Here is a 12,803-nt window from a genome sequence, read left to right as displayed (position 1 = left end):
TCCGGATCAGCTGTTCTCCAGCTCGACGTTCAGGCCGAGCGAGCGCATTTCCTTGACCAGCACGTTGAAGCTTTCCGGGATACCGGCTTCGAACGTGTCGTCGCCACGGACGATCGACTCGTAGACCTTGGTCCGGCCGGCCACGTCGTCGGACTTCACCGTCAGCATTTCCTGCAGGGTGTAGGCCGCGCCGTAGGCTTCCAGAGCCCACACTTCCATTTCCCCGAAGCGCTGACCGCCGAACTGGGCCTTACCACCCAGCGGCTGTTGCGTGACGAGCGAGTACGGACCGATCGAACGGGCGTGGATCTTGTCGTCGACCAGGTGGTGCAGCTTCAGCATGTAGATGTAGCCGACCGTGACCGGACGCTTGAACTGCTCGCCGGTCAGACCGTCGAACAGGATCGACTGACCCGACTTGTTGACGCCGGCCATCTCGAGGTGACCCTCGATGTCGTCCATGCGCGCGCCGTCGAACACCGGGGTGGCGATCGGAACGCCCTTGCCCAGGTTCTTGGCCAGCTCGACCAGACCCTCTTCGGTGTCCGGCAGTTCTTCGTCCGGGCCGTAGATCTCTTGCAGGCGATCGATCAGGGCCTGCTTCTGACCGCCGTGCTGCCAGTCTTCCAGCAGGTTGGTGATCTGCTTGCCGAGATTGGCGCAGGCCCAGCCCAGGTGGGTTTCGAAGATCTGACCGACGTTCATGCGCGAAGGCACGCCCAGCGGGTTCAGAACGACGTCGACGTGCGTCCCGTCGGCGAGGAACGGCATGTCCTCGATCGGCAGGATGCGCGAGATGACGCCCTTGTTGCCGTGACGGCCGGCCATCTTGTCGCCCGGCTGAAGCTTGCGCTTCACGGCCACGAAGACCTTGACCATCTTCATGACGCCCGGGGGCAGTTCGTCGCCGCGCTGCAGCTTGTCGACCTTGTCTTCGAAACGACGGTCGAGGCGCTTGCGGTTCTCGTCGAACAGACGGCGCAGGCTTTCCAGTTCGCCCATCGCCTTCTCGTCTTCGAGAGCGATCTGCCACCACAGACCCGAGGCGATCTGCGCCAGGCCTTCCGAGGTGATCTCGCCGCGCGACAGGCCCTTGGGACCCGACAGAGCGACCTTGCCCACCAGCAGCTCGCGCAGACGGCCCGAGATGTTGCGGTTCAGGATCGCGAACTCGTCGTCGCGGTCCTTGCCCAGACGGTCGATCTCGGCGCGTTCGATGGCCAGGGCGCGTTCGTCCTTGTCGACGCCGTGACGGTTGAAGACGCGCACGTCGACGATCGTGCCGGCGACGCCCGGGGGCAGGCGCAGGCTGGTGTCGCGGACGTCCGAGGCCTTTTCACCGAAGATGGCGCGCAGGAGCTTTTCTTCCGGCGTCATCGGGCTTTCGCCCTTCGGCGTGACCTTGCCGACCAGGATGTCGCCCGGCTGGACTTCGGCGCCGATCGCCACGATGCCGGCTTCGTCGAGGTTGCGCAGGGCTTCCTCGCCGACGTTCGGGATGTCGCGGGTGATTTCTTCCGGGCCGAGCTTCGTGTCGCGGGCCATGACTTCGAATTCCTCGATGTGGATCGAGGTGAAGACGTCGTCACGGACGATGCGTTCGGAGATTAGGATCGAGTCTTCGAAGTTGTAGCCGTTCCAGGGCATGAACGCGACGAGCGCGTTGCGGCCCAGGGCCAGTTCGCCCAGCTCGGTCGAGGGACCGTCGGCGATGATGTCGCCGGCGCTGATGCGGTCGCCCACCTTCACCAGCGGGCGCTGGTTGATGCAGGTCGACTGGTTCGAACGCTGGAACTTCGACATCCGGTAGATGTCGACGCCCGAGCGGGCGGCGTCGGTTTCTTCCGTGGCGCGGATGACGACGCGGGTGCCGTCGATCTGCTCCACGACGCCGGTGCGCTTGGCGATGACGACGGCGCCCGAGTCACGGGCGACGACGGCTTCCATGCCGGTGCCGACCAGCGGGGCGTCCGACTGCACCAGCGGCACGGCCTGACGTTGCATGTTCGAACCCATGAGCGCGCGGTTGGCGTCATCGTTTTCGAGGAACGGGATCAGGGCGGCGGCCACCGACACGACTTGGCGCGGCGACACGTCCATCAGGTCGACCGTCTCCTTTTGCAGGAGGGTCGGTTCGCCGTTGATGCGGCCCGGGACCAGGTCGTCGACGATCTCGCCTTCGAACACCGCGATGTTCGACTGGGCGATGACGTGCTTGGATTCCTCCATCGCCGACATGTAGACGACTTCGTCCTGCGGCTTGCCGTCCTTCACGCGACGGTACGGGCTCTCGATGAAGCCGTACTTGTTGACGCGCGCGTGGGTGGCCAGCGAGTTGATCAGACCGATGTTCGGGCCTTCCGGCGTTTCAATCGGGCAGATCCGGCCGTAGTGGGTCGGGTGAACGTCGCGGACTTCGAAGCCGGCGCGCTCACGGGTCAGACCGCCCGGGCCGAGGGCCGAGAGACGACGCTTGTGGGTGATTTCCGACAGCGGGTTCGTCTGGTCCATGAACTGCGACAGCTGCGAGGAGCCGAAGAATTCGCGGACGGCGGCGGCGGCCGGCTTGGCGTTGATCAGGTCGTGCGGCATCACGGTGTCGATGTCGACGGACGACATGCGTTCCTTGATGGCGCGTTCCATGCGCAGCAGGCCGACGCGGTACTGGTTTTCCAGCAGCTCACCGACCGAGCGGACGCGACGGTTGCCCAGGTTGTCGATGTCGTCGATTTCGCCGCGACCGTCGCGCAGGCCCACCAGGACCTTCAGCACGGCCAGGACGTCGTCCTTGCGCAGGATGCGGACTTCGTCCGACACGTCCTGCTCCAGGCGCATGTTCATCTTCACGCGGCCCACCGACGACAGGTCGTAGCGCTCGGCGTCGAAGAACAGCGACTTGAACATCGCTTCGGCCGCTTCCACGGTCGGCGGCTCGCCCGGACGCATGACGCGATAGATGTCGAACAGCGCGTCCTCCCGGACGGCGTTCTTGTCCACGCGCAGGGTGTTGCGCATGTAGGCGCCGACCGTGACGTGGTCGATGTCCAGCACGTCGATGGTGTCGAAGCCTTGATCGGCCAGGGCCTGGATCGAGGTGACGTCCAGCTCGTCGCCGGCTTCGGCGTAGATTTCACCGGTCGAGAAGTTGACCGCGTCGCGCGCCAGGTAGCGGCCCGTCAGGGCTTCCGGCGCCAGCAGCAGGGTCTTCAGGCCGCCGTCGGCGAACTTCTTGGCCTGGCGAGCCGTGATCTTGGTGCCGGCCGGAGCGACTTCCTCGCCCGTGTCGGCGTCGACCAGCGGGAACTCCGGCTTCACGCCGCGCCAGCGCTCGGGCTTGTACGGGGTGGCCCAGCCGCCCGAACGCTTCTCGAACGGGACGACGTCGTAGAACGTGGTCAGGATCTCTTCGCCGTCCATGCCCAGGGCATAGAGGAAGGTCGTGGCCGGCAGCTTGCGGCGGCGGTCGATACGGACGTAGACGATGTCCTTGGCGTCGAACTCGAAGTCCAGCCACGAGCCGCGGTACGGGATCACGCGGGCGGCGAACAGCAGCTTGCCCGAGGCGTGGGTCTTGCCCTTGTCGTGGTCGAAGAACACGCCCGGCGAGCGGTGCATCTGCGAGACGATGACGCGCTCGGTGCCGTTGACGATGAAGGTGCCCTTGTCCGTCATGAGCGGGATATCGCCCATGTAGACGTCCTGCTCCTTGATGTCCTTGACCGAGCGGGCGCCGGTTTCTTCTTCCGTTTCGAACACGATCAGACGCAGCTTGACCTTCAGCGGCGCCGCGAAGGTCATGTCGCGCTGGATGCACTCTTCAACGTCGTACTTGGGCTCTTCGAACTCGTACGAAACATATTCCAGGACGGCGCGTTCGTTGAAGTCCTTGATCGGGAACACCGACTTGAAGACCGCTTCGACACCCTCGTCGCGGCGCATGCCCGGACGGACCTCGCGCTGAAGGAACTGTTCGTAGGAGGAGCGCTGAACCTCGATCAGGTTCGGCATCTGCACAGCTTCGGGAATGCGACCGAAAGACTTCCGGATCCGCTTCTTGCCGGTGAAGGATTGCGCCATGTTGTTTCCCTGCGGCGCGGACGGAATCCGCGCGTGAATTCGAATGTCCGTAGCGTCCACCCTCGCCGCTCGCCTGCTGGAGGGAGCTGCGGACGCTGGAATTCCCCTGTCAGGCGACCGGGACCGGAAGCCTGAGGGCGCCCCTTCGCGCGATCGGAGGGCTGTTGATCGCGCCTCGGGGCGTAATACGGACGCGTGGAGACGCTCCGCCGATGTAATCGTGAACGCGGGGATATAGGGGATAGGAACGAGGAAGGAAAGGGGGATTCGTAAACAGGCGTAAATAGGCCTTGCGAATTCCGTTCGCCTTGTACGGTCAGGCTTTCGCCGACCTACGTTCGGCCTAGGCCTGCTTGTTCATCATCTTCATCACCAGCGAGACGCCCAGGGCGATCAGGCAGATGAAGAACGCGACCTTGGTGATGGCCCCGGCCACGTTGACGACGAAGCCCAGGACCCCGAACAGGATCATCAGGACGAGCAGGACACCGGCGACCTTGAGCATGGCAAAGCTTCCCTGAGGCTGACCCGCCGTTAGCGCACAGCTTGGCTTGGCGTTCCCAGATTCATCCCCGCCAGAGACCGATGGCGCCCTTGGGCCCGCACAGCACGGCGGACTTTTCCGAGCTGAGCCGCACCGTGTTCATCGGCGCGGCCGAGACCCGCTGGAACGGCGCGCCCTTGCGGCTGACGATCGTGCCGGCCAGGCCCGTGGCCATGACGGTCGAGCCCTTGACCGAGATCCCCGACAGATAGCCGGCCGGCGCGGCCACCGGCTCGAAGCTGACCCGGCCCGGATCCATGCGCGCCAGGTTCACGCCCTCGGCCTTGGGCTTCTGGTAATCGCCGCCGCAGACCCACAGCGCGCCGTGCTTGTCATAGGCCACGGCGAAGGCGCCCTTGGACGGCGCGTCGCCCAGGATCGGCGTGTCCGTGGCGACGAACACGCCGCCCCCGCCGCGCGAGACATAGACCCGCGCCTTGCCCGCCCCGCCGGTGCAGAAGGCGACCTGGCCGCGCGGGCCGATCGCCACGCAGCCGTTGCTGGCCGCGAAGGCGCCCTCGTTTGGCGCGGCCGGCGGCACGCCCTCGCCCTTCAGCCGCGCCCAGGTCTCGCCGCCGTCGGCGGTGTAGAGCACCGTGAACCGCCCCTGCGTCGGGTCGCCCAGGATGAAACCGCGGCGCTTGTCGACGAAGGCGATCGAGTCCCAGAAGCCGTCGGGGTCCTGGTTGGCGGCGATCCGCTTCCAGGTCTTGCCGCCATCCTTGGTGCGCCACAGCTGCGAGGCGTCGGCGGGCCCGGCGCTCATGGCCAGGACGTGGTTGTCGTCGAAGGCGTGCAGGCCCCGGAAGTCCAGGCCTTCGGCCCCGACGATCCGCATCCCGTCCTGCCGCTCGTCATGCCCCCGCACCAGCCAGCCCTTGGAGCCCGACGCCCAGTAGCTCTTGCCCCCGGTCGGCGAGAGCCCTCGCAGTTCGCTGTCCACCACCGAGGCCGGCATGCGGATGCCGCCCACGCCCTCGGCGAGCTCGTCCTGGGCCAGGGCCGGCGTGGCGGCCAGGGCGGCGGCGGATGCGATGAAGCCTCGGCGGTTCATGGGGCCCCTCAGCCGATGTCCGAAGCCGCCGAATTCAGAGTGAAACGCTCGCCGACGCAAGCCCGGCTATTACTCGGCCGCCGCCGGCAGCACCTCGTCCAGGGTCTGGAACAGCTTGTGGACGTCGATGGGCTTGGAGACGACGCCGTCCATGTCGGCGGCTAGGTATTCCGCCACCTGGTGGGCCATGGCGTTGGCGGTCAGGGCGATGATCGGGGTGCGGGCGCGGCCCGTCTCCTTCTCCAGCTTGCGGATGGCGTCGGTCGCGGCGCGGCCGTCCATCACCGGCATCTGGATGTCCATCAGGATGACGTCCCAGCTCTGGTCGCGCCACGCCGCCAGGGCCTGGGCGCCGTCGCCCACCACCATCGGCTCGGCGCCGACCTGGTGCAGCAGGGTCTTGAGGACCAGCTGGTTGACGGTGTTGTCCTCGGCCGCCAGCACCCGCAGGCGCGCGCCGGCCGGGAAGCTGGCCATGGCGCTCGCCGACGGCGGGCTGGCCGGCAGGCCCTGCTCGGACGCGCCCTTGGGCAAGGGCAGCACCACGGTGAAGGTGGTCCCCTTCCCCGGCCGGCTCTCGGCCCGGATCACGCCGCCCATCAGGTGCGCCAGCTCGCGGCAGATCGCCAGGCCCAGGCCCGTGCCGCCGTACTTGCGGGTGGTCGAGACGTCGGCCTGCTCGAAGCTCTGGAACAGCTGCGGCAGCCGGTCCGGCGCGATGCCGACGCCGGTGTCCGACACCTTGAGGATCACGCCTTCCTTGCTTTCGCTGACGATGACGCGGACCTCGCCGCGGTCGGTGAACTTCAGGGCGTTGGAGATCAGGTTGTAGAGGATCTGGCGCACGCGCGTGGAGTCGCCGCGATAGACGCCCTGGGCCCGGGGCTCGACGATCAGGTCGAACGACAGGCCCTTCTTGTTGGCCAGGGTGGTGAAGGCCGCGTGGGCCCCGCGCGCCAGGTCGTGCATCGAGAAGTCGGCGGCCTCCAGGTCCAGGCGCCCGGCCTCGATCTTCGACAGGTCCAGCACGTCGTTGAGGATGGCCAGCAGGCTCTCGCCCGACTGGCGGATCACGTCCAGGCGATCGCGCTGCACGGCCGACAGGTCGTCGGCGTCCATGGCCTGGGCCATGCCCAGCACCCCATTTAAGGGCGTGCGGATCTCGTGGCTCATGATCGCCAGGAAGCGCGACTTGGCTTCGTTGGCCTGTTCGGCGGCGTCCGAGCGGGCGCTGGCCTCGACCAGGCCATGCTGGCGGGACTTCAGCTCACGGCGCATCAGGCGCGCCGAGGCCGCCATGACCAGCACCAGCACCACGAAGATCACGGCGGTCAGCACGGCGATCCAGGTGTTCACGCGATCGGCGACGGCCAGCTTGATCGCCACCTCGGTGGCCTCGTCACTGTCGATGCCGCCCAGCAGCACCCGGACGCGGTCCATGGTCTGCTTGCCCAGTTGCTCGCGCGCCAGCAGCGCGGCCCGCCGACCGCCGTCGCGCGCGTCCAGGATCGAGGCCTCGGTGAGGTCCAGCTTGCGGGCGATCAGCTGGTCCAGCTCGGCCAGCGTCTCGGCCTTCGAGGCCGTATGCGTCATGCGATCGGCCAGCTTGGCCCGCGCGCCCGGCAGCGCCTGGAGCGCCGCGCGATGCGGCTCCAGGAACAGGCGCTCGCCCGTGGCCAGATAGCCGCGCGATCCGGTCTCGGAATCGACCAGCAGGGTCAGCAGCTGCTGGGCGGCGGCGCGGGCCTCCTGCGAGCGCAGCACCTCGATCCGCAGCTGGGACTCGTAGCGCAGCGTCGCGGACATGATCACGAAGACGATGAGCAGGGACAGCGGCAGCACGACCAGGCTGAGGATCGTCCCGATCTTGGTGATGTTACGCTGGATACCCTTCGACACTCGTCGGCCTTTCACACGCGGTCACGCACCGCTCATTACATCAGAAGACGTTGCCGACATCGTCGCCCCCCAATATGGGGGCCAGACATTACAAACGTTTGCAATCAACTCTCGTTCAGCCGCCGACCGGCCAAAAGAAAACGGCCCCGGAGGTTTCCCTCCGAGGCCGCTTCGGCAGTTCCAAAAGGAACCCGATCCCAGCGAAAGCTGGGGCCAGATTACTTGATTTGGATCTTGGCGCCGGCTTCCGTCAGCTTCTTGGCGACTTCGTCGGCTTGTTGCTTCGAGACGTTTTCGACGACGTTCTGCGGAGCGCCTTCGACCAGGTCCTTGGCTTCCTTCAGGCCGAGGTCCGGACGGACGCCGCGGACTTCCTTGATCACGTTGATCTTCTTGTCGCCGCCGTCGACCAGGACAACGGTGAACTCGGTTTGCTCTTCAGCGGCTTCAACCGGAGCGGCAGCGCCACCGGCAGCGGCGACGGCGACCGGAGCGGCGGCCGAGACGCCCCACTTTTCTTCCAGCAGCTTCGACAGTTCAGCGGCTTCCAGCACCGACAGGGTGGACAGTTCTTCGACCAGCTTTTCGAGCTTCGACATGTGTCAGTTCCTTAGAGAGATTGGGATAGATATGCGGGGATGACCGTTACGCGGCGTCTTTGGTCGCGTAGGCGTTGAAAACGCGAGCCAGCTGGGCAGCCGGGGCCTGCAGGACGCCAGCGATCTTGGTCGCCGGAGCCTGGATGAGGCCGATAAGCTTGCCACGCAGTTCGTCCAGCGACGGCAGGGTCGCCAGAGCACGCACGCCGGCTTCGTCGAGCACGTTGGTCTGGTCCAGAACGCCACCGACAATCTTGAGCTTGTCGTTTTCTTTGGCGAACTGCACCGCGATCTTCGCGGCCGAGACAGCGTCCGGGCCATAGGCGATGGCGACCGGGCCGGTGAACAGGGCAGAGCCCGTATCACCAAGCTTGCCGTCCAGAGCCTTGAGGGCCAGGGTGTTCTTCACAACCTTGATCGCGGCGCCTTCCTTGCGGAGGCGAAGACGAAGGTCGGTCATTTCCGCAACGGTCAGACCCATGTAGTGGGTCACGACGACAGCGCCGGCATCGGCGAAGACGCTTTTCAGCGACTCGATCGATTCCTGCTTTTGAGCGCGGTCCATTGCGGTCTCCTACTCAATAACAGCGGCCGGACCATTCCGGCAGCCAGATGCGGTCCCATGCGGAATTGCTCCCGCTTGCGAGTCGCATATGCCTGTTTCAAGGAAAGTCGGCCGCGTTCCGGTCTCGGACCGTGAAGGCCTCGAGCAGGAAGACTTGGCGTCTCTATCCCTGTCTCCCGACGGCGAGGAAGGGCTCTTCCTCGATTACGGCGTTGGTGACCCCACGCCCCGTAGTTCTCAAACAGGTTCTCCGTCGGACCGGAGTCCAGCGAAGAGGCGGGCCGTATAGACGAAGTGGCGGGGGATATCAACAGGCCAGCGATAGGAGGATTGTCAAAGTCGTGGCCTACTCCTCGCCGCCGAGGGAGATCTCCATGCACCGCAACGCCGCCATCCTGACCGCCGCCCTGCTATCGGTCCCGGCCCTGGCCCACGCGGCTGGGCCTGAAGCGCTTCCGGACCGCTTCATCGCCGCCTGGAATGCTCACGACCCGAAGGCCTTCGAGGCGCTCTACACCCCCGACGCCATCTGGGTGCCCATCGCCGAGGAACGGACCCACGGCCGCGAGGCCATCGTGTCGGAATTCGCCAAGGTCCACGTCGGCGGCTGGGCGGCCAAGACGACGATCACCAAGAAGGACGTCCCGGAGGTGCACATGCTGCGCCCCGACGTGGCGACGATCTTCTTCCACATGGACTTCCTGATGAACGGCCAGCCGGTGGCCGGCCTGCAACGGGCCCTGGTCCTGGTGGCGACGTCCGAGAAGGGCGAGTGGAAGATCGCCACCGGCCAGCTGACCAAGGAATCGCCGGCCAAGTGACGGCTCCCCAAGCGCGGCCAGACCATGCTCTTATGACCGCGCACCGAGGGGCCTCCACATGCACCGCACCATCGCCGCGCTGACCGCGCTTCTGCTCGCCGTCTCCACCCCTGCCTTCGCGGAGCTGAAGGCCCCGCCGACGCCCAGGGCCGTGGTCGCCGATCCGGCGCGCGACAAGGACCATCCGGCCGACATGGCGGCCTTCCAGGTCGATATCGCCGGCTCGAAGGTCAACGCCATCCTCTACACGGCCTCGGGAACGCAGCCGCATCCGACCCTGCTGTTCCTGCACGGCTTTCCGGGCAACGAGACCAATATCGACCTGCTGCAGGCCGTGCGTCGGGCCGGCTGGAACGCCATGCGGATCAACTATCGCGGCTCGTGGGGCAGCCAGGGCAAGTTCAGCTTCGCCAACGCCCGCGCCGACGGCGAGGCGGCCGTGGCCTGGCTGCTCGATCCCGCCAACGCCGCCAAATACCACATCGACCCCAAGCGCCTCGTCGTGGCCGGCCACAGCATGGGCGGCTTCATGGCCGCCGACGCCTCCGCCGCCGAGCCGCGCGTGGCCGGGACCGTGATGATCGACTCGTGGAACATCGCCGGCGACGCCGCCCAGATCACCGATGACAAGGCTCGCAAGGCCGCCATCGAAGGCATGCGCCCCGACACCGCCCCGCTGGCCACCACGCCCGAGGCGCTCGTCGCCGAAATGGAGCGCGACAAGGCCAAGCTGGACCTGGAGGCGCTGGCCGCGAAAATCGCCGACCGACCGGTGCTGATGATCGGCGCCGACTTCGCCAACGGCAAGGACGTGCGCAAGCAGGCCGCCGCCGCCAAGGCGGCCGGGGCCAAGGCCCTGACCGAGACCTACATGGCCACTGACCACAGCTTCTCGGACGCGCGCATCGCGCTGGAGAGCGAGGTCGTCCGCTGGCTGGCCCAGTTCGACCCGACGATCCTGCCGACCGGCTCGCGCATCCCGTTGAAGGCCGCCTATGATCCGAACAATGTCTTCGCCAGGATCATCCGGGGCGAGCTGCCGGCCTACAAGGTCTATGAGGACGCCGACGTCCTGGCCTTCATGGACCGCGCGCCGCTGGAGGCCGGCCATGTGCTGGTGATCTCCAAGACCTCCAAGGCCCGCAACCTGCTGGACATCGATCCGAAGGACCTCGCCAAGGTCATGGCCGTCGCCCAAAAGGTCGGTCAAGCGGAAGTGGACGCCCTGGGGCTGGAGGGCTTCATGATCCTGCAGAACAACGGCGTCGGCCAGAGCGTGCCGCACCTGCACGTCCACGTGATCCCGCGCATCGCCGGCAAGCCCGTCTATCTGGCGGAGAATGCGCCCGCCGATCCGAAGGACCTGGAGGCGATGGCGGCGAAGATCAGGGCGGCGATGAAGCCCTAGAGCCTGGCCAGGGCCTGCTTCCCCGCCGCGACGCCGGTGGCGAAGCAGGCCTGCAGCAGATAGCCGCCGGTCGGAGCCTCCCAGTCCAGCATCTCGCCGGCCAGGATGACGTTCGGTCGATCGCGCAGCGCCAGGCCGTCCAGGCTCTCGAACCGCACGCCGCCGGCGGCCGAGATGGCGCGGTCCAGCGGCTGGACGGCGGTCAGCGCGATCGGCGCGGCCTTGATCGCCGCCGCGAGGCCGGCCGGCTCGGCCGGCAGGTCCAGGCCGTGCGCCTCGCGCAGCAGGTTGACCTCGACCGGCGACAGCTTGACCGCCTTGCGCAAGAAGTTGGCCAGGCTCTGGCCGCCGCGCGGCGTGCGCAGCCGGCGCTCCAGGGTTTCGACAGGCAGGTCGGGACGCAGGTCGATGCTCAACACCGCACGGCCGTCGGCCTCGACCGCATCGCGCAAGGACGCCGCCAGGGCGTAGACCGCCCCGCCCTCCAGGCCGTAGCCGGCGACCATGGCGTCGCCCCGCGCGCTGTTCTCGCCGTGACGCAGGCTGATGTTCTTCAGCGGCTCGCCAGCGAAGCGTTCACAGAAAAGCTCGCTCCAGGCGACGTCGAAGCCGCAGTTGGCGGCGCGGAATGGCGCGACGGCCGCGCCCTGTCCCTCCAGCATCGGGACCCAGGCCGCGTCCGAACCGAGCTTGGCCCAGGACGCCCCGCCCAGCGCCAGGGCCACCGCCCTGGCCCGCACGACCTCGCCATTGATCAGCAGGCCGCCGTCGGCGCTCCAGCCGGTCCACTCGGCCCGCGTCCGCAGCTGCACGCCCAGCCCTTCCAGCCGCGCCAGCCAAGCCCGCAGCAGCGGCGAGGCCTTCATCGCCTTGGGAAACACCCGGCCGCTAGCGCCCACGAAGGTCGCCTGCCCTAGCTCCTCGGCCCAGGCGACGAGGTCCTTCGGCGCGAACGCCTCCAGCATCGGGGCCAGCGCCACCGACCGCGCGCCATAACGCTGCGAGAACCGCTCGAACTCTTCGGAATGCGTAAGATTGAGCCCACCGCGCCCCGCCATCAGGAACTTGCGCCCGAACGTCGGCATCTTCTCGAACACCGCCACGGACTTCCCCGCCCGCGCCACGGTCTCGGCCGCCATCAGCCCAGCCGGCCCGCCGCCGATCACGGCGACGTCGAAAACACTGTCGATCAACCTAGGCCGCCCGAATGTCGGTATGGGAGAAATCATCGCCCTTATAGAGCAGTGGCGCGCCATTGGCCTTGGCGCAGGCATAGGCGAAGCAATCGCCCATGTTGAGCCTCGCCGGATGGACGCCCTTGCCAAACCGGGCATGAGCTTCGAGCGCCAAGTTTTGTTCGGCTTCACCGATCTGGACGAGACTCGCGCGCACGCCCAACTGATAGCCGGCGATGACCGCTTGGACCCGCGACTGAGACTGCCGCGTGACCTTCATGACAGCCCGCGCGGTCTCCCAGTTCGAAATCGCCGAGGTCAGCACCAAGTCGGAGGCCATGAGTTTCGCCTCTAAAGCGTCCGCCTCGGGCTCGCTGAGAATGATCGCCGTCCAGGCCGAGGCGTCCACGAACATCAGTCGCCCGAGAGTTCGTCGAAGAATGCCTTGTCGGCGACTTCGCCCGTCCGAGGCCACGAAGCGACTTCGTCCCGGATCGCCTTCAGCGCCGCGCGCCGCTTGGCCAGGTCGTCTTCATCCGCCGCACGCGCCTTGGTCACCGCCAGCTTGATGGCCTCGTCGATCCCGACGCGCCTCTCCTCGGCATAGGACTGCACCATGGCGACAGCTTCAGGGTCACGAACGTGGACAGACATTGGAACC

11 protein-coding genes are annotated in these 12,803 nt (G+C 66.9%); 2 read left to right on the top strand and 9 right to left on the bottom strand.

What is annotated here, in order from left to right; genetic code table 11:
* Positions 1-6: 6 nt before the first annotated feature.
* The 6 genes from rpoB to rplJ all read right to left on the bottom strand — a co-directional run bounded on the left by rpoB (position 7) and on the right by rplJ (position 8,738).
* The gene (gene rpoB, locus AC07YH_RS16185; RefSeq protein ID WP_494747989.1) at positions 7-4,077 is read right to left on the bottom strand and encodes a DNA-directed RNA polymerase subunit beta; all 4,071 of its coding nucleotides are present in this window, start codon (positions 4,075-4,077) and stop codon (positions 7-9) included.
* 343 nt (positions 4,078-4,420) lie between these two features.
* Complete coding sequence (locus tag AC07YH_RS16180) at positions 4,421-4,582, bottom strand: hypothetical protein (RefSeq protein WP_494747988.1); 162 nt, start codon at positions 4,580-4,582, stop codon at positions 4,421-4,423.
* Between the two features lie 61 nt (positions 4,583-4,643).
* Entirely contained in the window at positions 4,644-5,675 is a 1,032-nt protein-coding gene (locus tag AC07YH_RS16175) for a WD40/YVTN/BNR-like repeat-containing protein (RefSeq protein ID WP_494747987.1), read from the bottom strand.
* A 69-nt stretch (positions 5,676-5,744) separates the two neighbouring features.
* Positions 5,745-7,574: an ATP-binding protein gene (locus tag AC07YH_RS16170; protein WP_494747986.1), complete on the bottom strand. Its 1,830-nt coding sequence runs from the start codon at positions 7,572-7,574 to the stop codon at positions 5,745-5,747.
* Positions 7,575-7,792: 218 nt separating this feature from the next.
* A complete protein-coding gene (rplL, locus tag AC07YH_RS16165) occupies positions 7,793-8,173 on the bottom strand; it encodes a 50S ribosomal protein L7/L12 (protein ID WP_492924812.1) in 381 nt (126 codons plus the stop codon).
* Positions 8,174-8,219: 46 nt separating this feature from the next.
* A complete protein-coding gene (gene rplJ / locus AC07YH_RS16160) occupies positions 8,220-8,738 on the bottom strand; it encodes a 50S ribosomal protein L10 (protein ID WP_492085471.1) in 519 nt (172 codons plus the stop codon).
* A gap of 374 nt (positions 8,739-9,112) precedes the next feature.
* Here rplJ and AC07YH_RS16155 point away from each other — a divergent pair, with 374 nt between their 5' ends.
* Both AC07YH_RS16155 and AC07YH_RS16150 read left to right on the top strand, forming a co-directional pair.
* On the top strand, positions 9,113-9,559 hold the full coding sequence (locus tag AC07YH_RS16155; protein ID WP_494747985.1) for an SgcJ/EcaC family oxidoreductase: 447 nt from the start codon (positions 9,113-9,115) through the stop codon (positions 9,557-9,559).
* A gap of 58 nt (positions 9,560-9,617) precedes the next feature.
* A complete protein-coding gene (locus tag AC07YH_RS16150; RefSeq protein WP_494747984.1) occupies positions 9,618-10,967 on the top strand; it encodes an alpha/beta fold hydrolase in 1,350 nt (449 codons plus the stop codon).
* On the opposite strand, the gene AC07YH_RS16145 is transcribed toward AC07YH_RS16150, so the two are convergent.
* From AC07YH_RS16145 to AC07YH_RS16135, 3 genes are read right to left on the bottom strand one after another with little or no spacing between them, the layout of a single operon-like run.
* Positions 10,964-12,196: a BaiN/RdsA family NAD(P)/FAD-dependent oxidoreductase gene (locus AC07YH_RS16145; RefSeq protein ID WP_494747983.1), complete on the bottom strand. Its 1,233-nt coding sequence runs from the start codon at positions 12,194-12,196 to the stop codon at positions 10,964-10,966. The genes AC07YH_RS16150 and AC07YH_RS16145 overlap by 4 nt on opposite strands.
* A complete protein-coding gene (locus tag AC07YH_RS16140; RefSeq protein ID WP_494747982.1) occupies positions 12,162-12,557 on the bottom strand; it encodes a type II toxin-antitoxin system VapC family toxin in 396 nt (131 codons plus the stop codon). The genes AC07YH_RS16145 and AC07YH_RS16140 overlap by 35 nt, the downstream gene beginning before the upstream one ends.
* A complete protein-coding gene (locus AC07YH_RS16135) occupies positions 12,557-12,796 on the bottom strand; it encodes a type II toxin-antitoxin system VapB family antitoxin (protein ID WP_494747981.1) in 240 nt (79 codons plus the stop codon). The genes AC07YH_RS16140 and AC07YH_RS16135 overlap by 1 nt, the downstream gene beginning before the upstream one ends.
* Positions 12,797-12,803: the final 7 nt, after the last annotated feature.

The sequence above is a fragment of the Caulobacter sp. GW456-12-1-14-TSB4 genome, from assembly GCF_059424195.1.
This window is presented reverse-complemented; position numbering and strand designations above follow the sequence as displayed.